The sequence below is a fragment of the Shigella sonnei genome (assembly GCF_002950395.1).
In the GTDB taxonomy this organism is placed as follows: Bacteria; Pseudomonadota; Gammaproteobacteria; order Enterobacterales; family Enterobacteriaceae; genus ECMA0423.
This window is the reverse complement of record NZ_CP026802.1, coordinates 4684002-4705810: the sequence shown is the minus strand read 5'-3', so window position 1 is coordinate 4705810 and position 21809 is coordinate 4684002. Positions and strand designations below refer to the sequence as shown.

The window sequence follows — 21809 nt, the reverse complement described above, 5'->3', positions numbered from 1 at the left end:
CCTTTCAGCGCGGAGATTTCTTTCACAGAGGATTCTCACCGCTGGCAACAATACGCTGCTGGCGGACTCGCCTGAGTTCTCTTTCAGTAAGCAACTGCAGCGCCTGTGTCGGGCAAGATTCAACACAGGCTGGCCCCTCTTCCCGCTGTTCACAGAGATCGCATTTCACAATTTGTTGTCGGGTATCCCCCGGCAACGACTGAATGGTGATCATTCCAAACGGGCACGCACTGACGCAACTCTGACAGCCAATACAACGGGCAGAATTGGTCTGCACCACCTGCTCGCCCATCGTCAGCGCCCCCACGGGGCAAGCGCCAACACAAGGGGCGTTTTCACACTGATGGCACATCACCGGCGCACTGATGCTGTCCAGTCGCTGTACCTTCAGCCGGGGTAAAAAGACATCGGCATTCAACTCCTGTTCTGAAGGGTGAGCGACCACACAGGCTACTTCACAAGTACGGCAGCCAATACAGTCAGCCGGATTAACGATAATTAACGATTTCATCACGATGCCTTCGTATCAAACAGAGTTAACATATCGCGCGCCGCCTGCCTTCCTGCGGCCATTGCAGTGACAACCAGATCCGCGCCATGAACTGCATCACCACCAGCAAAGACTTTTTTCAGATGCGTCTGGGTAGGTAAATACCCGACGTCACCGGTTTGAATCAGGCCCCATTTATCGAGTTTAATTCCGCTGCCCTGCAACCACGGCATGGCATGCGCCTGGAAACCAAAGGCCATAATCAGAACATCGGCGGGCAATTCAAACTCTGAACCCGCTACCGGACGAGGACGACGGCGACCATCCGGCCCCGGCTCACCCATGGCGGTACGAATCAGGCCCACCGCAGTTAAACGCCCATCTTCGTCACAAGCGATATATTGCGGTTGAACATTGAACTGAAACTCGACACCTTCCTCGCGCGCATTAACCACCTCTTTGCGCGAGCCCGGCATACTGACTTCATCACGACGATACGCGCAGGTCACGCTGGCAGCATTGAGGCGAATGGAAGTCCGCAAACAATCCATTGTCGTATCGCCACCGCCCAATACCACGACTCGCTTACCTTCCACGTCCGTCAGCGGATACTCTTCAGACTCCGGCAATCCCATGAGCTGGCGGGTATGGGCAGTCAGGAACGGTAGAGCCTGAATGACACCGGGCGCATCTTCATGCGGCAGATCTGCTCGCATCATCCCGTAAGTCCCCACGCCGATGAAAACTGCATCATATTCAGAAGTTAAATCGCTAAAGGTAATATCGCGGCCAATTTCACAGTTAAGATGAAAGTCGATTCCCATTGCGGTGAATATCTCTCGCCGCTGGCTTAATACCGTTTTATCGAGTTTGAAAGGAGGAATGCCAAAAGTCAGCATACCGCCAATTTCTGGATGGCGATCAAAGACATCAACCTGAACTCCCGCGCGCGCCAGAATATCAGCACACCCTAACCCTGCTGGCCCAGCGCCAATCACCGCCACTTTTTCGATACGGGGAACAACTTTGCTGACATCGGGACGCCAGCCCATCGCCAGCGCGGTATCGGTGATGTAGCGTTCCAGATTACCGATAGAGACTGCGCCAGAGTGATCTTTCAAAGTACATGCGCCTTCACAAAGACGGTCCTGTGGGCATACCCTGCCGCAGATTTCTGGTAAGGAACTGGTCTGGTGGCAAAGTTCTGCCGCTTCAATAATCTTTCCTTCCTGTACCAGACGGATGTAATCCGGAATAGCGTTATGCAGCGGGCAATGCCAGTTGCAGTTAGCTTTTTCGGCACAATAAACACAGCGGTCACTCTCATAAGTCGCTTGCAGTGGATCCAGCCCGCAATAGATTTCGCCAAAGTGGGTTTTCCGTTCACTCGCTGAAATTTTATCTGCGCCTTTACGCGAGTTAACGGGGAGCAACGCTGCACTGCGAGATGGCTGAGCGTCTGATGACGCTTTTCCTGCTGCCGTTTTGCGCTGGCGAGCCACCTTTATCCACTGTAACCCTTTATCGTCCATCAGTCGTAACGCCTGTGTTGGGCAGACTTCAATACAGGCTTGCGTGCCGGAACTGCGCTGGTTACAAAGGTCGCATTTCTGCGCAATCGTATCGACCATCTCAACGACGCCAAAGGGGCAAGCGATTGCGCATCTTTTACAGCCAATACATTTTTGCTCGTCCAGTTGTACGCTATCGGACTGGAAAGTCAGAGCATTAACCGGACAAGCCGTAACACAAGGGGCATTGTTGCAGTGATGGCAGGCCACCGGATTCGCAGCCTGGCCTTTCCCTACAACGTGGATACGCGGTCGAAAGTCACTGTGACTCAGCGGCCAGTTTTCTTGATTGTGTGCCACCGCACAGGCAATTTCACAAGCATGACAGCCTATACATTCCGCAGCTTCAGCAGCGATAAACTTATTCATTTGCATCCCTTTCATTTAATGAGTTATGTCTTCTCAAATTTCGCGATGCAATAAACGGGCATATATTAGGTAGCATGACCGTTTTAATTATAATTTTGCGACTGAGTTCAAATTATTGCCCCTCAATCTATGCCGCTTTCATTATTTCAACATTGCCGATCAAAAGAGCGCTATCCAGATAAAAACGATTAAATGCTAGAGTGCGACATGCCAGAATGATTAATGAAATATCAATATGAGAAAATTACAGATAATTCCATTGTCAGGTTCTCTTGTCATTTTCGTGGTTTAAGCACGATTATGTGATTGCCTCCGCAATTCCTGTCTCTAACTCCCCTTCCTCGCAAAAACTGGCACTCCACGAGCATGTGTTTAGACAGTTTCATTAACGTAAACGGTTGCTTTTTACTCTGGCGGGCGAAAGGAGAAACACTGATGAGCGCCATAGATTCCCAACTTCCCTCATCTTCTGGGCAAGACCGCCCAACTGATGAGGTTGACCGCATATTATCACCAGGAAAGCTGATCATACTCGGTCTGCAACACGTCCTTGTCATGTACGCAGGTGCAGTCGCTGTTCCTCTTATGATTGGTGACCGACTGGGCCTCTCAAAAGATGCTATTGCGATGCTCATTAGCTCGGATCTCTTTTGCTGCGGGATCGTCACATTATTGCAATGTATCGGTATCGGCCGCTTTATGGGGATCCGCCTGCCGGTGATTATGTCGGTGACCTTTGCTGCTGTAACACCAATGATAGCCATTGGGATGAACCCGGATATCGGCCTGCTGGGGATATTTGGTGCCACTATCGCCGCGGGTTTTATCACCACATTATTAGCGCCATTTATTGGTCGCTTGATGCCTTTATTCCCGCCACTGGTTACCGGTGTGGTTATTACTTCTATTGGGCTTAGCATCATTCAGGTGGGTATTGACTGGGCCGCCGGAGGTAAAGGGAATCCGCAATATGGTAATCCCGTTTATTTAGGTATCTCCTTTGCTGTCTTAATTTTTATCTTGCTCATTACTCGCTATGCGAAAGGATTTATAGCCGCTGGGTGTGTATTTCTTCGGGAATTATATTAATCCTGTTTGGCATGGTGCCAAAAATGGCGGTGCTGGTCGCCTCCATTCCGCAATTTGTGCTGGGCGGTGCTGGGCTGGTGATGTTCGGCATGGTACTGGCGACAGGGATTCGAATTCTGTCGCGCTGTAACTACACCACCAACCGTTACAACCTCTATATTGTGGCGATCAGTCTCGGCGTTGGCATGACTCCGACGCTCTCTCACGATTTCTTTTCTAAGTTACCGGCCGTACTGCAACCGTTGCTGCATAGCGGCATTATGCTCGCAACCCTTAGCGCCGTTGTGCTGAATGTCTTCTTTAATGGCTACCAGCATCATGCTGACCTGGTGAAGGAATCCGTCTCTGATAAAGATTTAAAAGTCAGGACAGTACGTATGTGGCTTCTGATGCGCAAGCTGAAGAAAAATGAGCATGGAGAATAATATGAATTTTTTAATGCGCGTTATATTCAGTCTGCTGTTGCTTTTTACTCTCTCTATTCCTGTCATTTCTGACTGTGTTGCAATGGCCATTGAAAGTCGCTTCAAATATATGATGCTACTTTTTTAAATGGTTTTTACCTGTCGGCATCCGCTCAAAACGGGCGGTTGTCGATAAACGCTCACTTGGTTAATCATTTCACTCTTCAATTATCTATAATGATGAGTGATCAGAATTACATGTGAGAAATTATGCAAACGGAACACGTCATTTTATTGAATGCACAGGGAGTTCCCACGGGTACGCTGGAAAAGTATGCCGCACACACGGCAGACACCCGCTTACATCTCGCGTTCTCCAGTTGGCTGTTTAATGCCAAAGGACAATTATTAGTTACCCGCCGCGCACTGAGCAAAAAAGCGTGGCCTGGCGTGTGGACTAACTCGGTTTGTGGGCACCCACAACTGGGAGAAAGCAACGAAGACGCGGTGATCCGCCGTTGCCGTTATGAGCTTGGCGTGGAAATTACGCCTCCTGAATCTATCTATCCTGACTTTCGCTATCGCGCCACCGATCCGAATGGCATTGTGGAAAATGAAGTGTGTCCGGTATTTGCCGCACGCACCACCAGTGCGTTACAGATCAACGATGATGAAGTGATGGATTATCAATGGTGTGATTTAGCAGATGTATTACACGGTATTGATGCCACACCGTGGGCGTTCAGTCCGTGGATGGTGATGCAGGCAGCCAATAGTGAAGCAAGAAAATTGTTGTCTGCTTTCGCGCAGCACAATTAAAAAACCCCGACATTTGCCGGGGTTGTGAGCATAACGTAATGCTTATTTTACCGGACGCATCGCCGGGAACAGAATAACGTCGCGGATGGTATGGCTGTTGGTGAACAGCATTACCATACGGTCGATGCCAATCCCCAGACCTGCTGTCGGCGGTAAGCCATGTTCCAGTGCGGTAACGTAATCTTCATCGTAGAACATCGCTTCGTCGTCACCTGCGTCTTTCGCGGCAACCTGATCCAGGAAGCGTTGCGCCTGATCTTCCGCGTCATTCAGCTCGCTAAAGCCGTTACCGATTTCACGACCACCGATGAAGAACTCAAAGCGGTCTGTGATTTCCGGGTTAATGTCGTTACGACGCGCCAGCGGAGAAACTTCTGCCGGATATTCAGTAATGAAGGTCGGCTGAATCAGATGTGCTTCTGCCACTTCTTCGAAGATCTCGGTAACGATACGGCCCAGACCCCAGCTCTTCTCAACGTGGATACCGATAGATTCAGCAATCGCTTTCGCAGAGTCGAAGTTATCCAGATCCGCCATGTCGGTTTCCGGGCGATATTTCTTGATCGCTTCACGCATGGTCAGTTTTTCGAACGGTTTACCGAAGTCCAGCGTCACGTCGCCGTAGGTCACTTCCGTCTTACCGAGAATATCCTGTGCCAGAGTACGGAACAGCGATTCGGTCAGCTCGATCAGATCTTTGTAATCTGCGTAAGCCATGTAGAGTTCCATCATGGTGAACTCTGGGTTATGACGTACGGAAATACCTTCGTTACGGAAGTTACGGTTGATTTCGAATACACGCTCGAAGCCACCGACCACCAGACGCTTGAGGTACAGTTCCGGCGCGATACGCAGGTACATGTCGAGATCCAGCGCGTTATGGTGGGTGATAAACGGACGCGCAGCGGCACCGCCTGGGATCACCTGCATCATCGGCGTTTCAACTTCCATAAAGCCGCGGTTCACCATGAACTGGCGAATACCAGAGAGGATCTGCGAGCGTACTTTAAAGGTGTTACGGGATTCATCGTTAGAGATGAGATCCAGATAACGCTGACGATAGCGCGCTTCCTGATCCTGCAAGCCGTGGAATTTATCCGGCAGCGGACGCAGTGCTTTGGTCAGCAGACGCAGCTCGGTACAGTGGATAGACAGTTCGCCGGTTTTGGTTTTGAACAGTTTACCTTTCGCGCCGAGGATGTCGCCGAGGTCCCATTTTTTGAACTGCTCGTTGTAAACGCCTTCCGGCAGATCGTCACGGGCAACGTACAGCTGAATGCGGCCACCCACATCCTGCAGGGTAACGAAAGACGCTTTACCCATAATACGGCGGGTCATCATGCGGCCAGCAACGGCGACTTCGATGTTCAGCGCTTCCAGTTCTTCGTTCTCTTTACCGTCGAATTCTGCGTGCAATTGGTCAGAGGTATGATCGCGACGGAAATCGTTCGGGAAGGCAATCCCCTGCTCGCGCAGGTTCGCCAGCTTCTCACGACGCGTTTTCAGTTCATTGTTAAGATCGACTACCGCGTCAGCGCCCTGTGCGTGTTGTTCAGACATGTTGGTTCCTCATAACCCTGCTTTCAAACTTGCTTCGATAAATTGATCCAGGCTGCCGTCCAGCACGGCCTGCGTGTTGCGAGTTTCTACCCCGGTACGCAGATCTTTAATGCGGGAGTCATCAAGGACATAAGAACGAATCTGGCTGCCCCAGCCGATGTCAGATTTGTTATCTTCCATCGCCTGTTTCTCGGCATTTTTCTTCTGCATCTCCAGTTCATAAAGCTTCGCTTTCATCTGCTTCATGGCCTGATCTTTGTTCTTGTGCTGGGAACGGTCGTTCTGGCACTGGGTCACGATCCCGGTCGGGATGTGGGTAATACGCACCGCAGATTCGGTACGGTTAACGTGCTGACCGCCCGCGCCGGACGCGCGATAAACGTCAATGCGCAGATCCGCCGGGTTGATTTCGATATCAATATCATCATCAACTTCCGGATAAACAAACGCAGAGCTGAACGACGTGTGGCGACGACCGCCGGAGTCAAACGGGCTCTTACGCACCAGGCGGTGAACGCCAGTTTCTGTACGCAGCCAGCCGTAAGCGTAATCGCCGGAGATTTTGATCGTCACGGATTTAATACCCGCCACTTCACCTTCCGACTCTTCGATGATTTCAGTTTTGAAACCACGCGATTCTGCCCAGCGCAGATACATACGCTCAAGCATGCTCGCCCAGTCCTGTGCTTCCGTACCGCCAGACCCCGCCTGAATATCGAGGTAGCAGTCGGCGCTGTCATATTCGCCAGAGAACATACGGCGGAACTCAAGCTGCGCCAGTTTTTCTTCCAGGGCGTCGAGTTCAGCAACGGCTTCGTTAAAGGTTTCTTCGTCGTCAGCTTCTACAGCCAGTTCCAGCAGACCAGAAACATCTTCCAGCCCCTGTTTCATTTGGTCGAGGGTGTCGACAACGGCTTCGAGGGAGGAACGCTCTTTACCCAGCGCCTGTGCGCGTTCGGGTTCATTCCAGACATCCGGCTGTTCCAGCTCGGCGTTTACTTCTTCCAGACGCTCTTTCTTGGCGTCGTAGTCAAAGATACCCCCTAAGAACGTCGGAGCGTTCCGTGAGGTCCTGAATGCGATTATTTACCGGATTAATTTCAAACATGGTCTGATTTCTTTTATTGAGCTAGTCAAAATGCGGTGATAAGAGCGGGATTGTACCCAATCCACGCTCTTTTTTATAGAGAAGATGACGCTAAATTGGCCAGATATTGTCGATGATAATTTGCAGGCTGCGGTTGCCGCGAAACTCGTTGATATCGAGCTTGTAAGCCAGTTGCACTTCGCGCACGCCGTTATCCGGCCAGAGGGCGGTATCGACATTAAAAGCAATACCATCCAGCAGCGGACCGCCGCCGACCGGTTCGACCATGACTTTCAAATGACGTTCGCCCACCAGCCGCTGTTGCAGCAGCCGGAAATGACCGTCAAACAGCGGCTCCGGGAACATCTGCCCCCACGGGCCAGCATCGCGCAGCAGCTGCGCCACTTCCATGGTCATTTCGGCCGGGCTTAACGGACCGTCTGACACCACTTCGCCTTGCAATAGCGAAGGGTCCAGCCACTCAGTAACCAGTTCGCCAAACCGTTGTTGAAAGAGTTCGAATTTATCCGCTTCCAGCGACAAACCCGCCGCCATCGCATGACCGCCAAACTTCAGCATCATGCCAGGGTAGAGTGTGTCTAATCGCTCCAGCGCATCACGCATATGCAGCCCCTGAATGGAGCGACCAGAACCTTTCAGCGTACCATCACCCGCGGGCGCAAAGGCGATAACCGGACGGTGAAAACGCTCTTTAATACGGGAAGCCAGAATACCGACAACCCCCTGATGCCATTCGGGGTGATACATTGCCAGCCCGCCGGGTAGCGTGTCACGGCTGCGCTCCAGTTTCTCGCACAGGGTCAGGGCTTCAACCTGCATTCCTTGTTCGATCTCTTTTCGCGTCTGGTTTAGCGCATCGAGTTCATTTGCCAGCACGCGCGCTTCGCCGATGTTGTCGCACAGCAAGAGCGCCACACCGACGGACATATCGTCCAGTCGTCCGGCAGCATTGAGACGTGGCCCCAGCGCAAAACCTAAATCGCTGGCGGCGAGTTTTTGTGCATCACGGTTTGCCACTTCAAGCAGCGCTTTAATCCCCGGACGGCACTTTCCGGCACGGATGCGACTCATCCCCTGCCAGGTCAGAATGCGATTATTAGCGTCCAGCGGTACGACGTCCGCCACTGTCCCCAGCGCTACCAGATCCAGCAGTTCTGCCAGGTTAGGAATTGCGATGCCGCGCTCATCAAACCAGCCCTGATCGCGCAAAAAGGTGCGCAGCGCCAGCATCAGATAAAACGCCACACCCACGCCTGCCAGTGATTTCGACGGGAAATTACAGTCGCGCAAGTTAGGGTTAATGATCGCTTCCGCCGCGGGTAATGTTTCGCCCGGCAAATGGTGATCGGTAACAATAACCGGAATGCCCAACGAGCGAGCGTGTTCAACCCCCGCATGGGAGGAAATACCGTTATCCACCGTGACAATTAACTGCGCACCACGGGCATGGGCCTGATCGACCACTTCCGGGCTTAAGCCGTAACCGTCTTCGAAACGGTTTGGAACCAGGTAGTCGATATTGCTGCAACCAAGCGAGCGCATCGCCAGCACGCTTAGAGCCGTGCTGGTGGCACCGTCGGCGTCGAAATCACCGACCACAATAATCCGCGTTCCTTCGCGAAAGGCGTTGTAAAGGATCTCAACGGCCTTTTCGACGCCGCTCAGTTGCTGCCAGGGCAGCATCCCTTTAACACTGCGTTCCAGTTCTTGCGCACTGCGCACGCCCCGGCTGGCGTATAAACGGCGCAGCAAGGGAGGCAATTCAGCGGGCAAGTCTGCCGTTTCATCGACTGCACGGCGACGAAGTTGTATCTGTTGTTTCACGCGAATTATTTACCGCTGGTCATTTTTTGGTGTTCGTCGAGGAATTCTTTCATCTCTTTCGGCGGCTGGTAACCCGGAACAAGTGTGCCATTGCTCAGCACAACTGCCGGAGTACCGCTAACGCCAAGCTGGACGCCAAGTGCGTAATGGTCGGCAATATCCACGTCGCAGCTGGCTGGTGCGACGCTTTTACCTGCCATCACATCATCAAACGCTTTGTTTTTATCTTTCGCACACCAGATAGCTTTCATTTCTTTCTCTGCATCGCTGTCCAGCCCCTGGCGCGGGAAAGCAAGATAACGCACGGTGATCCCCAGCGCGTTATAGTCTGCCATTTGCTCATGCAGTTTGTGGCAGTAACCACAGGTAATATCAGTAAACACGGTGATGACGTGTTTTTCCTGCAGCGCTTTATAAACGATCATCTCTTTTTCAAGCGCATTCAACTGCTTTAACAGCATCTTATTGGTGACATTGACCGGAGCCGTGCCGCTAACGTCATACATTGGCCCCTGAATGATATGTTTACCATCATCGGTGATGTACAACACGCCGCTGTTAGTCAGAACTGTCTTCATGCCAGCTACGGGCGCGGGCTGAATATCGCTGCTTTTGATGCCCATTTTGGCTAACGTTTGTTGAATTGCCGCGTCATCAGCCTGAGCAAAACCTGAAAACGCCGCTAACAAAGTAAACAACATAAAACCTTTCTTCATAAATCTTCCCGTTCTTTTCAGACATCACGCCCGCGGGTGATGCTGTTGATGAAGTTGCCGCAGACGCTCGGTAGCGACATGCGTATAAATTTGCGTGGTGGAAAGATCGCTGTGGCCCAGTAGCATCTGCACCACGCGTAAATCCGCACCATGATTTAATAAATGAGTGGCAAAAGCGTGACGCAACACATGCGGTGACAGCTTTTCGCTGTCGATACCCGCCAGCACGGCATAATGTTTAATGCGGTGCCAGAAGGTCTGTCGCGTCATCTGCTGCGCACGCTGGCTGGGAAACAACACGTCAATTGACACACCATTCAGCAGCCACGGACGCCCATGTTCCAGATAGGTTTCCAGCCAGTAAACCGCCTCTTCACCTAACGGTACCAGGCGCTCTTTGTTGCCTTTACCAATGACCCGCACTACGCCCTGACGCAGGCTGATATCACTCATTGTCAGCCCGACCAGTTCAGAGACACGCAGCCCGGTAGCATACAACACTTCAAGCATGGCTTTATCGCGTAGCTCCAGTGGCTGATCAATTAATGGCGCCTGTAATAAACGTTCGACCTGCGCTTCGCTTAAATCTTTTGGCAAACGCTGGGGCAATTTCGGTGAAGCGAGATGCGCACTGGGATCGTCTTCACGAAACTTTTCGCGATAAAGATACTGGAACAATCGGCGCACTGCACTCAGCAAACGCGCTGAGCTGGTGGCTTTATACCCGCCCTCCAGCCGTTCTGCCAGTAATGCCTGCAAATCGTCACTTTGCGCCGTCGCCAGCGTCAACCCGCGGTGATGCAACCACTCCACCATCATTGACAGATCGCGACGGTAAGCGTTCAACGTATTTTCAGCCAGATTTTTTTCCAGCCACAGAGCATCAAGAAACTGCTCGATGCGTGCCAGATCCTGTTTCACTTGCGCCCCTTATGGTCACTCATTTGATCCATTATGCCTTATTGTGCCGTGACTAAAGCGATTCTGATACACTAGCTGCAAAAGCCACAGCAGAATCGAGAAGCTTACGTTATGAATATGGGTCTTTTTTACGGTTCCAGCACCTGTTACACCGAAATGGCGGCAGAAAAAATCCGCGATATTATCGGCCCAGAACTGGTGACCTTACATAACCTCAAGGACGACTCCCCGAAATTAATGGAGCAGTACGATGTGCTCATTCTGGGTATCCCGACCTGGGATTTTGGTGAAATCCAGGAAGACTGGGAAGCCGTCTGGGATCAGCTCGACGACCTGAACCTTGAAGGTAAAATTGTTGCGCTGTATGGGCTTGGCGATCAACTGGGATACGGCGAGTGGTTCCTCGATGCGCTCGGTATGCTGCATGACAAACTCTCGACCAAAGGCGTGAAGTTCGTCGGCTACTGGCCAACGGAAGGATATGAATTTACCAGCCCGAAACCGGTGATTGCTGACGGGCAACTGTTCGTGGGTCTGGCGCTGGATGAAACTAACCAGTATGACCTTAGCGACGAGCGTATTCAGAGCTGGTGCGAGCAAATCCTCAACGAAATGGCAGAGCATTACGCCTGATCTCACTGACGGCTTAGCGCATATGCTTTGCCGTCATCTTTATCTTTGCGTCTCTTGTTGCAACAAAATCCGCCGTAAATCCCGCCATTCGGCTTCGTCCATGCTGTCGGCTGCCAGCCATAAATGTTGCCGTTTACCGCCATCAGAACGTAAACGCAGCATCATGCCGCTCTTAATCATCCACGGTGCTTTGACGATGCTCCACTCCTGCCCTTGCCAACGCAAACGCCCGTCCATCAACAAGCGAATTTCCCCCTGGCGAGCATTAATACGCCGCTGGCTGCGAACGCAATCAAACACCACCAGCGAAAGTAACACCATCCATAACGGGGTGTAACTGAGTGGCCAGGGCATGAGTAAAATAACAGCGGCAACCAGCCCATGAATCAGCAAGGAAAGCCACTGTGCGCGCCAGGAGACGCGCAAATCAGATTGCCACAGGACCACGTTCCCGGTTCCGTGTCTGGATGAGTCGGACCATCATTTCCAGTTCTGCATCGGCCGGTTTACCGTGATTCATCAGCCAGTTAAACAGGTCCGGATCGTCACATTCCAGCAGACGAATAAAGATGCGTTTTTCGTCATCGCTTAAGCTGTCGTACTCATGTTCGAAAAACGGCATGATTGAAATATCGAGTTCGCGCATACCACGGCGGCATGCCCAATGAATGCGGGCTTTGTTGTTAATGTCCATCTTCTTCCTGTCTCACGAAAATCCAGTACCCCGCTATTGTAACGTGTTTTTCGCCTTCTTTTACGGGAATATCAGTAAACACCATCGCGATCACGAAATTAATTCACAACAATTCAATGGCTTCATTTTTTTGGAAGTCGCCTCGCAGAAGGCACAGATCGCGTAGTGAAAGCACTTGCATTGCCTCATAGCTCTTTTACCATTAGTCATTAATACGCCGTTAAGCAACTCAGGACTCTATTATGGCTTTTACACCTTTTCCTCCCCGTCAGCCTACGGCTTCTGCCCGTTTACCGCTGACGCTGATGACGCTTGATGACTGGGCGCTTGCCACCATTACTGGCGCGGACAGCGAAAAATATATGCAGGGTCAGGTGACAGCAGATGTCAGCCAGATGGCAGAAGATCAGCACCTGCTCGCCGCCCATTGCGACGCCAAAGGCAAAATGTGGAGCAATTTACGTCTGTTCCGCGACGGCGATGGCTTTGCGTGGATTGAACGGCGCAGCGTGCGTGAACCGCAGCTGACTGAACTGAAAAAATATGCGGTGTTCTCTAAAGTGACCATCGCGCCAGACGACGAGCATGTGCTGCTTGGTGTTGCCGGTTTTCAGGCGCGCGCCGCGCTGGCAAATATCTTTAGTGAACTGCCTTCGAAAGAAAAACAGGTAGTTAAAGAAGGCGCGACCACTTTGCTATGGTTTGAATACCCGGCAGAACGTTTCCTGATCGTAACCGATGAAGCTACTGCTAATATGCTGACCGATAAACTGCGCGGTGAAGCGGAACTGAACAATAGCCAACAGTGGCTGGCATTAAACATTGAAGCGGGTTTCCCGGTGATTGATGCCGCCAACAGCGGGCAGTTTATCCCACAGGCGACCAATCTCCAGGCGCTGGGCGGTATCAGCTTTAAGAAAGGCTGTTATACCGGACAAGAGATGGTGGCGCGAGCAAAATTCCGTGGTGCCAATAAACGTGCGCTCTGGTTGCTGGCAGGTAGCGCCAGCCGACTGCCGGAAGCTGGTGAAGACTTAGAGCTGAAAATGGGCGAGAACTGGCGTCGTACCGGTACGGTGCTGGCTGCGGTAAAACTGGAAGATGGTCAGGTCGTGGTACAGGTCGTCATGAATAACGATATGGAACCGGATAGCATCTTCCGCGTACGCGACGATGCGAATACATTGCATATTGAGCCGCTGCCGTATTCGCTCGAAGAGTAAATCTCTTTATCGCATCAGGCATTTATCGCCTGATGCGACGCTGACGCGTCTTATCATGTCTGGGATTTGATGCCTTTATCACAACAGGGACGAGGCCCGTAGATCGGATAAGGCGTTCACGCCGAATCCGGCAGTTGTGCTCCGATGCCTGATGCGACGCTGACGCGTCTTTTCAGGCCTACAAAGGCATACCCATTACGCCTGCCCAATATACAAATAGATCGCCAGAAAGTGGCACACACTGCCGCCGAGCACGAAGCCGTGCCAGATGGCATGATTGTAGGGAATGCGTTTGCAGACATAGAAAATCACTCCGAGCGAATAAACCACGCCGCCTACCGCCAATAAGGTAACGCTGCCCGCCGCGAGCTTAACTGCCATTTCATAAATTACCACCAGCGACAGCCAGCCCATCGCCAGATAGGTCACCAGAGATAAAATTTTGAATCGGTGCGCGATGGTCAGTTTAAACAGAATACCCAGCAATGCCAGGCTCCAGATAACAATCATCAACCCGCGCGCTAACGGAGAATCCAGCCCCACCAGCAAAAACGGCGTGTAGGTTCCGGCAATCAACAGGTAAATAGCGCAATGGTCAAATTTCTTCAGCCACATTTTTGCCCGTTGATGAGGAATGGCGTGATAGAGCGTCGAAGCGAGGAACAGCAGGATCATACTGCCGCCATAGAGGCTGTAACTGGTTATCGCTGTGGCGCTGGCATTGAGATCCACCGCCTGAACCAGTAGCAACACCAGCCCAACGATACCAAACACCAACCCAATGCCGTGACTGACGCTGTTGGCAATTTCCTCTGCCAGCGAATATCCCTGCTTAATGAGGGGCTTCTGAACCATAACTTACTCCGGAGAAACGTACACGCACATGTATACCTCTCCAGCGTAACTGAGAATAGTTCCAGTGAACACCTGTTAGCTAAAATAAATTCTGATTTGAGACTAATCTCCTAAAAATCATGAAATTAAATGCGAAATTTCAACTAACAGGCGTGAGTTCAATTTAAAGACATTTAAATTCAATCACATAAAACTGTGTCTGACCGGGATAGATGTCGGCAATGACCTTTATCAGTTCAGTCAGGGTCATATTTTCCTGCTCTGCATGTTTTTCCGTCAGCGTATCCAGCGTTACGGTTGAGGTTGCGGTGACTTCAATCGTGCAAAAATAACCGTCATCTTCAAAACGCCCGACACGAAGCACATCACCCGTTTTGAAGTGCGATTCAGACTCGTCGCGGATGGTGATGGTTTTACGCCCAGCCAGAATGTCATCCTGGAAACGTTGAAAAAAAGTGATGTCGTTTGGCTGCATGGTACTATTTCCTGTAAGAATTGACTCATCTGGAGCCTATGATAGTGAAAAAACTCACCTTACAGAAAGATTTCTTATGGGGCGGCGCAGTTGCCGCTCATCAGGTCGAAGGCGGCTGGAACAAAGGCGGCAAAGGGCCGAGCATTTGTGACGTTCTGACCGGTGGCGCACACGGCGTGCCGCGCGAAATCACCAAAGAAGTCTTGCCAGGCAAATACTATCCAAACCATGAAGCCGTTGATTTTTATGGTCACTACAAGGAAGACATCAAGCTATTTGCCGAAATGGGCTTCAAATGTTTTCGGACTTCCATAGCCTGGACGCGCATTTTTCCAAAAGGCGATGAAGCTCAGCCAAACGAAGAAGGGCTGAAGTTCTACGATGATATGTTCGATGAACTGCTGAAATACAACATCGAACCGGTGATCACCCTCTCCCACTTTGAAATGCCGCTGCATCTGGTGCAGCAATACGGTAGCTGGACCAACCGTAAAGTGGTTGATTTCTTTGTCCGTTTCGCGGAAGTGGTGTTTGAACGCTATAAGCATAAAGTCAAATACTGGATGACCTTCAACGAAATTAACAACCAGCGTAACTGGCGTGCACCGCTGTTCGGTTACTGCTGCTCCGGCGTGGTTTATACCGAGCATGAGAACCCGGAAGAGACGATGTATCAGGTGCTGCATCACCAGTTTGTCGCCAGCGCCCTGGCGGTGAAAGCTGCGCGTCGCATTAACCCGGAGATGAAAGTCGGCTGTATGCTGGCGATGGTGCCGCTCTATCCCTACTGCTGTAACCCGGACGATGTGATGTTCGCTCAGGAGTCGATGCGCGAACGCTACGTCTTTACCGATGTGCAGCTACGCGGCTATTACCCGTCCTATGTGTTGAACGAGTGGGAGCGTCGCGGATTTAACATCAAAATGGAAGACGGCGATCTCGATGTACTGCGCGAAGGCACCTGCGATTATCTTGGTTTCAGCTATTACATGACCAACGCAGTGAAGGCCGAAGGCGGCACCGGCGATGCGATCTCTGGTTTCGAAGGCAGCGTACCGAACCCGTATGTTAAAGCGTCTGACTGGGGCTGGCAGATTGATCCAGTAGGTCTGCGCTATGCCCTTTGCGAACTGTATGAGCGTTATCAGAGGCCGCTGTTTATTGTCGAAAACGGTTTTGGCGCTTACGACAAAGTGGAAGAAGATGGCAGCATCAACGACGACTACCGCATTGACTACCTGCGCGCCCATATCGAAGAGATGAAAAAAGCGGTGACTTACGATGGCGTGGATCTGATGGGCTACACACCGTGGGGCTGCATCGACTGCGTATCGTTCACCACCGGGCAGTACAGCAAACGCTACGGCTTTATCTATGTGAATAAACATGACGACGGTACTGGCGATATGTCGCGTTCACGTAAGAAGAGCTTTAACTGGTACAAAGAGGTGATTACCAGCAACGGCGAGAAGCTTTAAGTCGATGAAGTACCGGATGCAATACTTGTTGCATCCGGTCAGACAACTTCCCTGTTTTATTTCCCGCCCGCCAAATCGATAAAACTTCCCGTGACGTAAGAGGCTTTATCACTTAGTAGCCAGACAATGGCCTGCGCGACCTCTTCTGCCTGTCCACCACGCTGCATGGGGATGTTCGACTTAACGCGATCGACGCGTCCAGGCTCGCCGCCGCTGGCGTGCATTTCGGTAAAAATAAACCCTGGCCGCACGCAGTTAACGCGGACCCCCTGCGCGGCGACTTCCAGCGATAGTCCGGTGGTTAACGTATCAATCGCCCCTTTCGATGCCGCGTAATCAACATATTCCCCTGGCGAACCCAACCGTGAGGCCACCGAAGAGACATTGACGATAGCGCCGCCACTGCCACCATTTTTAAGCGCCATGCGTTTTACCGCCTCGCGGCAGCAGAGAAAATATCCCGTCATGTTGGTGGAAAGTACTCGGTTGATTCGCTCTGCGGTAAGGTTTTCAACGGTGCACTGGGTAAACAAGATCCCGGCGTTATTGACCAGCGCTGCTAGCGGTTCATCGTGCTGATCGATTGCTGTAAACATTGCGATGACCTGATTTTCGTCGCTGATATCCGCCTGGAGCACGAATGCCTTGCCACCGGCTTGCGTGATTAAGTTCACCACTTCCTGCGCCGCATGGAGATTTTGTTGATAATTAACCGCCACCGTATACTCTTCTTTCGCCAACAGTAATGCAGTTGCCCGCCCGATGCCGCGACTGCCATCGGTCACAAGTGCTATAGCCATTTGTTTTTCCGAGAAAAATTAATTCGTTGACGTATCTTTGAGATTGCTAACAAACTGGCTCAATCTTCAATGTTGGCACGCTTTTCCCCTCGCCCTTTCAGGGAGAGGGCCGGGGTGAGGGTAAATATTCGCGCCAGTGCCGGCCTGTTCCCCTCACCCTAACCCTCTCCCCAAAGGGGCGAGGGGACTGTCTGAGCACTTTTGTACTTTGTCATCTGACTAAAAAGGCGCCGAAGCGCCTTTAGAAAATAGTCGAATCAGTGAATTACTGGTATTCGCTAATCGGTACGCAGGAGCAGAACAGGTTACGGTCGCCGTAAACATCATCCAGACGTTTCACCGTCGGCCAGTATTTGTCTGCCACGCCTGCCGGGAATACCGCAACTTCACGGCTGTACGGATGCGCCCACTCGGCGACCAGTTCGCTCTGAATGTGCGGCGCGTTCACCAGCGGGTTATCTTCCAGCGGCCAGACAGCGGCTTTCACCTGGTCAATTTCTGCGCGGATAGCCAGCATCGCGTCGATAAAGCGATCCAGTTCCACTTTGCTTTCAGATTCAGTCGGTTCAACCATCAGCGTACCCGCCACCGGAACGACATCGTCGGCGCGTGGAAACCGTAGTCGATCAGGCGCTTGGCAATATCCAGCTCGCTGATGCCGGTTTCTTCTTTCAGCGGGCGAATATCGAGAATACATTCGTGCGCCACGCGACCGTCGCGACCGGTATACAGCACCGGGAAGGCATCCTGCAGGCGGCTGGCAATATAGTTGGCGTTGAGGATTGCCACCTGGCTTGCTTTTTTCAGCCCTTCTGCGCCCATCATGCGGATGTACATCCAGCTGATTGGCAGGATAGAGGCGCTACCGAACGGTGCCGCAGAAACTGCGCCCTGACGGGTTAACATGCCTTCGATTTGCACCACGCTATGACCCGGTACAAACGGTGCCAGATGCGCTTTCACACCGATCGGTCCCATACCCGGACCACCACCGCCGTGCGGAATGCAGAAAGTTTTATGCAGGTTGAGGTGCGAAACGTCCGCGCCAATAAAGCCCGGCGAGGTGATGCCAACCTGGGCGTTCATGTTCGCGCCATCAAGGTAAACCTGACCGCCGAACTGATGCACGACTTCACACACTTCACGGATCGTTTCTTCATACACGCCGTGGGTAGAAGGATAAGTCACCATGATACAGGAGAGGTTATCGCCCGCCTGTTCCGCTTTCGCGCGCAGATCAGTCAGATCGATGTTGCCGTTTTTATCACACGCCACAACCACCACCTGCATTCCTGCCATATGTGCAGAAGCGGGGTTAGTTCCGTGCGCAGAAGCCGGGATCAGGCAGATATCGCGATGCCCTTCGTTGCGGCTTTCATGATAATGACGAATCGCCAGCAGGCCCGCGTATTCGCCCTGTGCGCCGGAGTTCGGCTGCATACAAACGGCGTCGTAACCGGTCAGTTTCACCAGCCAGTCAGCCAGCTGCGCAATCATCTGCTGATAACCTTCAGCCTGTTCCGGCGGGCAAAACGGGTGCAGTTCGGCAAATTCCGGCCAGGTGATTGGGATCATCTCGGCGGCGGCGTTCAGTTTCATGGTGCAGGAACCCAGCGGGATCATCGCCTGATTCAGCGCCAGATCTTTACGCTCCAGCGAGTGCATATAGCGCATCATTTCGGTTTCGCTGTGGTAGCGATTAAACACCGGATGGGTGAGGATTTCGTCGTCGCGCAGCATCGCAGGCTGGATAGAGCGGCTGTCGTGAGCCACGTCTTTGTCCAGCGTGTCGATCTCCAGCCCGTGGTTATCGCCCAGCAGCACGCTGAAAAGCTGCATTACGTTTTCACGCGTGGTGGTTTCATCAAGGGTGATCCCCACGGCGTTCAGGATATCGCTACGCAGGTTGATTTCAGCCGCTTCGGCACGCGTCAGTACGCCCGCTTTGTCGGCCACTTCCACACACAAGGTGTCGAAATAGTGCGCATGGCGCAGTTTCAGACCTTTTTGTTGCAGGCCCGCCGCCAGAATATCGGTCAGACGGTGAATGCGGTTAGCGATACGTTTCAGGCCAACCGGGCCGTGATAAACGGCATACAGGCTGGCGATGTTTGCCAGCAGTACCTGGGAAGTACAAATGTTGGAGTTCGCTTTCTCACGACGAATATGTTGCTCGCGAGTCTGCATCGCCATGCGCAGCGCGGTATTGCCAGCTGCATCTTTCGATACACCGATAATACGGCCCGGCATTGAGCGTTTGTATTCATCTTTCGCCGCAAAGAATGCCGCGTGTGGGCCACCGTAGCCCATCGGCACGCCGAAGCGTTGCGCCGAACCAAAAACAATATCCGCGCCCTGTTTACCCGGCGCAGTTAACAGCACCAGCGCCATAATATCGGCGGCAACGCTGACCACAATTTTGCGTGATTTCAGTTCGCTAATAAGCGCAGTGTAGTCGTGAATTTCACCGGTAGTGCCTACCTGCTGTAACAGCACGCCGAAGACGTCCTGATGGTCGAGCACTTTTTGCGCGTCATCGACAATCACTTCAAAACCAAAGGTTTCGGCACGAGTACGGACCACATCCAGCGTTTGCGGATGCACATCGGAAGCCACGAAGAAGCGGTTGGCATTTTTCAGTTTGCTGACGCGTTTCGCCATCGCCATTGCTTCGGCGGCAGCGGTGGCCTCGTCCAGAAGAGAAGCAGAGGCCATATCCAGTCCAGTCAAATCCAGCGTTACCTGCTGGAAGTTGAGCAGTGCTTCAAGGCGGCCCTGGGAGACTTCAGGTTGATACGGAGTGTACGCGGTATACCAGCCCGGATTTTCCAGCATGTTACGCAGGATAACCGGCGGTAGCTGCACGGCGGTGTAACCCATGCCGATGTAAGACGTGAAGCGTTTATTGCGACTGGCAATAGCCTTGAGTTCTGCCAGTGCGGCGTATTCGGTCGCCGGTGCGCCAACCTGCGGCGGGGTCGCAAGCTGAATATCTTTCGGTACAATCTGGCCGGTCAGCGCGTTTAACGATTGTGCGCCAACGGCATTCAGCATTTCTTGCTGTTGCGCGGCGTCCGGTCCGATATGGCGTTCAATAAAAGCGCCGCTGTTTTCAAGCTGGCTTAACGTCTGTGTCATGAGCGATGGTTCCTGAAACGTGCAGTGAATTGTGAACCTCTCTCCTTACGAAGAGAGTGAGGGTGAGGCATAAATTTTCCTCACCCTGATCCTCTCCCGCAGAAGAGGAATAAAGCCGTTACTCGTCTTCTAACAATGCTTCGTATGCGGTCGCATCCAGCAGTGATTCCAGTTCGCTTTCATCGCTGGCTTTGATTTTAAAGATCCAGCCACCTGCATACGGTTCGCTGTTCACCAGTTCCGGGGAATCGCTCAGTGCGTCGTTTACCGCCACGATTTCACCGCTTACTGGCGCATAAATGTCTGACGCCGCTTTTACTGATTCGGCAACCGCGCAGTCATCGCCCGCGCTAACCGTTGCGCCCACTTCCGGCAGGTCAACAAACACCATATCGCCTAACAGCTCCTGAGCATGTTCGGTAATACCAACGGTGTAAGTGCCGTCGGCTTCTTTACGCAGCCATTCGTGTTCTTTGCTGTATTTCAGTTCTGCTGGTACGTTGCTCATCAATCAATCTCCAAAAAAGTAAATCACGCGACGGCTTTGCCGTTACGCACAAAAACAGGTTTTGTCACTTTAACCGACATTTCACGGTTGCGAATTTGCACAATCGCCGTTTCGCCAATACCTTCCAGCACGCGCGCCAGCGCAATGCTGTAACCCAGCGTCGGGGAGAAAGTACCGCTGGTGATAATGCCTTCATGCTGGTTGCCCTGCGCATCGGTAAAGCGTACCGGCAGTTCATTACGCAGCACGCCTTTTTCGGTCATCACCAGACCAACCAGTTTTTCTGTACCATGCTCACGCTGCACTTCCAGGGCTTCACGACCGATAAAGTCACGATCTGCCGGTTCCCAGGCGATAGTCCAGCCCATGTTGGCGGCTAAAGGAGAAATAGTTTCGTCCATCTCCTGACCATAAAGATTCATGCCCGCTTCCAGACGCAGCGTGTCACGCGCGCCCAAGCCACATGGCTTAACACCCGCTTCCACCAGCGCACGCCAGAAATCGGCCGCTTTTTCATTGGGCAGCGCAATTTCATAGCCCGCTTCACCGGTATAACCAGTGGTGGCAATAAACAGATCGCCCGCCTGCACGCCAAAGAACGGTTTCATCCCTTCCACCGCCTGACGCTGGGCGTCATTAAACAGTGTGGCAGCTTTTGCCTGCGCATTCGGCCCTTGCACGGCAATCATGGAAAGGTCATCACGAACGGTAATTTCGATGCCGAAAGGTTCAGCGTGTTGGGTAATCCAGGAGAGGTCTTTTTCGCGGGTGGCGGAGTTAACAACGAGGCGGAAGAAATCTTCAGTAAAGTAGTAGACGATGAGGTCATCTATCACACCGCCAGAGGCATTCAACATCCCCGAGTAAAGGGCTTTGCCGCTTTTGGTGAGCTTCGCCACATCGTTCGCCAGCAGATAACGCAGAAACTCCCGGGTGCGGCTGCCGCGGAGATCGACGATGGTCATATGTGACACATCAAACATTCCGGCATCGGTACGTACCGCATGATGTTCGTCGATTTGCGAACCGTAATGCAGCGGCATCATCCAGCCGTGGAAATCCACCATGCGAGCGCCGCAAAGCGTGTGTTGTTCGTACAAAGGAGTCTGTTGTGCCATCTTGTCCTCATTGAAT

At 52.2% G+C, this 21809-nt stretch carries 20 protein-coding genes and 2 pseudogenes; 6 read left to right on the top strand and 16 right to left on the bottom strand.

Going from position 1 to position 21809, the window contains the following annotated elements; all coding sequences use genetic code 11:
- Positions 1-22: 22 nt before the first annotated feature.
- Both C1P89_RS24300 and ygfT read right to left on the bottom strand, forming a co-directional pair.
- On the bottom strand, positions 23-511 hold the full coding sequence (locus tag C1P89_RS24300) for a 4Fe-4S dicluster domain-containing protein (protein WP_000838428.1): 489 nt from the start codon (positions 509-511) through the stop codon (positions 23-25).
- A complete protein-coding gene (gene ygfT, locus C1P89_RS24295; protein ID WP_005143509.1) occupies positions 511-2430 on the bottom strand; it encodes a formate-dependent uric acid utilization protein YgfT in 1920 nt (639 codons plus the stop codon). Before ygfT ends, C1P89_RS24300 begins: the two co-directional genes overlap by 1 nt.
- Positions 2431-2865: 435 nt before the next feature.
- Between ygfT and C1P89_RS24290 the strand changes: the two are divergent.
- Positions 2866-3944: pseudogene (locus tag C1P89_RS24290) on the top strand (solute carrier family 23 protein).
- Between the two features lies 1 nt (position 3945).
- Positions 3946-4071: a protein YqfG gene (gene yqfG / locus C1P89_RS24285; RefSeq protein ID WP_001010157.1), complete on the top strand. Its 126-nt coding sequence runs from the start codon at positions 3946-3948 to the stop codon at positions 4069-4071.
- On the opposite strand, the gene C1P89_RS24280 is transcribed toward yqfG, so the two are convergent.
- Entirely contained in the window at positions 4068-4139 is a 72-nt protein-coding gene (locus tag C1P89_RS24280; protein WP_120795390.1) for a protein YqfH, read from the bottom strand. The two genes, yqfG and C1P89_RS24280, sit on opposite strands and share 4 nt — an antisense overlap.
- 54 nt (positions 4140-4193) lie before the next feature.
- On the opposite strand from C1P89_RS24280, the gene idi reads away from it, so the two are divergent.
- A complete protein-coding gene (gene idi / locus C1P89_RS24275) occupies positions 4194-4742 on the top strand; it encodes an isopentenyl-diphosphate Delta-isomerase (protein ID WP_001192814.1) in 549 nt (182 codons plus the stop codon).
- Between the two features lie 42 nt (positions 4743-4784).
- Here idi and lysS read toward each other — a convergent pair whose 3' ends face one another.
- From lysS to xerD, 5 genes are all read right to left on the bottom strand, one after another.
- On the bottom strand, positions 4785-6302 hold the full coding sequence (gene lysS, locus C1P89_RS24270; protein WP_000003068.1) for a lysine--tRNA ligase: 1518 nt from the start codon (positions 6300-6302) through the stop codon (positions 4785-4787).
- A 9-nt stretch (positions 6303-6311) separates the two neighbouring features.
- Positions 6312-7410 (bottom strand): peptide chain release factor 2 gene (gene prfB, locus C1P89_RS24265; RefSeq protein WP_001701073.1). Its coding sequence is split into 2 segments (ribosomal slippage): positions 6312-7334 and positions 7336-7410, totalling 1098 coding nucleotides; the frame shifts between segments, so codons are not numbered across the junction.
- A 90-nt stretch (positions 7411-7500) separates the two neighbouring features.
- Entirely contained in the window at positions 7501-9234 is a 1734-nt protein-coding gene (gene recJ, locus C1P89_RS24260; RefSeq protein WP_000813167.1) for a single-stranded-DNA-specific exonuclease RecJ, read from the bottom strand.
- 5 nt (positions 9235-9239) lie between these two features.
- Complete coding sequence (gene dsbC / locus C1P89_RS24255; protein WP_000715206.1) at positions 9240-9950, bottom strand: bifunctional protein-disulfide isomerase/oxidoreductase DsbC; 711 nt, start codon at positions 9948-9950, stop codon at positions 9240-9242.
- A gap of 24 nt (positions 9951-9974) precedes the next feature.
- Positions 9975-10871 (bottom strand): site-specific tyrosine recombinase XerD, encoded by an 897-nt coding sequence (gene xerD / locus C1P89_RS24250; protein WP_000806638.1) that lies wholly within the window; start codon positions 10869-10871, stop codon positions 9975-9977.
- 111 nt (positions 10872-10982) lie between these two features.
- Here xerD and fldB point away from each other — a divergent pair, with 111 nt between their 5' ends.
- A complete protein-coding gene (gene fldB / locus C1P89_RS24245; protein WP_001055874.1) occupies positions 10983-11504 on the top strand; it encodes a flavodoxin FldB in 522 nt (173 codons plus the stop codon).
- 39 nt (positions 11505-11543) lie between these two features.
- Here fldB and C1P89_RS24240 read toward each other — a convergent pair whose 3' ends face one another.
- Positions 11544-11951 (bottom strand): protein YgfX, encoded by a 408-nt coding sequence (locus tag C1P89_RS24240; RefSeq protein ID WP_000244777.1) that lies wholly within the window; start codon positions 11949-11951, stop codon positions 11544-11546.
- Positions 11932-12198: an FAD assembly factor SdhE gene (sdhE, locus tag C1P89_RS24235; protein ID WP_000354046.1), complete on the bottom strand. Its 267-nt coding sequence runs from the start codon at positions 12196-12198 to the stop codon at positions 11932-11934. The genes C1P89_RS24240 and sdhE overlap by 20 nt, the downstream gene beginning before the upstream one ends.
- A 242-nt stretch (positions 12199-12440) precedes the next feature.
- On the opposite strand from sdhE, the gene ygfZ reads away from it, so the two are divergent.
- A complete protein-coding gene (gene ygfZ / locus C1P89_RS24230) occupies positions 12441-13421 on the top strand; it encodes a tRNA-modifying protein YgfZ (protein WP_000886060.1) in 981 nt (326 codons plus the stop codon).
- Between the two features lie 195 nt (positions 13422-13616).
- On the opposite strand, the gene trhA is transcribed toward ygfZ, so the two are convergent.
- Positions 13617-14276 carry a PAQR family membrane homeostasis protein TrhA gene (gene trhA / locus C1P89_RS24225; protein WP_000250274.1) on the bottom strand — a complete coding sequence of 220 codons (660 nt, stop codon included), beginning with the start codon at positions 14274-14276 and terminating at the stop codon, positions 13617-13619.
- Positions 14277-14439: 163 nt separating this feature from the next.
- Positions 14440-14751 (bottom strand): N(4)-acetylcytidine aminohydrolase, encoded by a 312-nt coding sequence (gene yqfB, locus C1P89_RS24220; protein WP_001182954.1) that lies wholly within the window; start codon positions 14749-14751, stop codon positions 14440-14442.
- A 44-nt stretch (positions 14752-14795) separates the two neighbouring features.
- Here yqfB and bglA point away from each other — a divergent pair, with 44 nt between their 5' ends.
- Positions 14796-16229 carry a 6-phospho-beta-glucosidase BglA gene (bglA, locus tag C1P89_RS24215; protein ID WP_005137189.1) on the top strand — a complete coding sequence of 478 codons (1434 nt, stop codon included), beginning with the start codon at positions 14796-14798 and terminating at the stop codon, positions 16227-16229.
- 56 nt (positions 16230-16285) lie between these two features.
- Here the strand turns inward: bglA and C1P89_RS24210 are convergent, their stop codons facing one another.
- The 4 genes and pseudogenes from C1P89_RS24210 to gcvT form a co-directional block, all read right to left on the bottom strand.
- Complete coding sequence (locus tag C1P89_RS24210) at positions 16286-17029, bottom strand: SDR family oxidoreductase (RefSeq protein ID WP_000951938.1); 744 nt, start codon at positions 17027-17029, stop codon at positions 16286-16288.
- Positions 17030-17294: 265 nt separating this feature from the next.
- Positions 17295-20167: pseudogene (gene gcvP, locus C1P89_RS24205) on the bottom strand (aminomethyl-transferring glycine dehydrogenase).
- A 118-nt stretch (positions 20168-20285) separates the two neighbouring features.
- Entirely contained in the window at positions 20286-20675 is a 390-nt protein-coding gene (gcvH, locus tag C1P89_RS24200) for a glycine cleavage system protein GcvH (protein ID WP_001295377.1), read from the bottom strand.
- Between the two features lie 23 nt (positions 20676-20698).
- Positions 20699-21793, bottom strand: coding sequence for a glycine cleavage system aminomethyltransferase GcvT (gene gcvT / locus C1P89_RS24195; RefSeq protein ID WP_005155176.1), 1095 nt, complete (start codon positions 21791-21793; stop codon positions 20699-20701).
- Positions 21794-21809 lie beyond the last annotated feature (16 nt).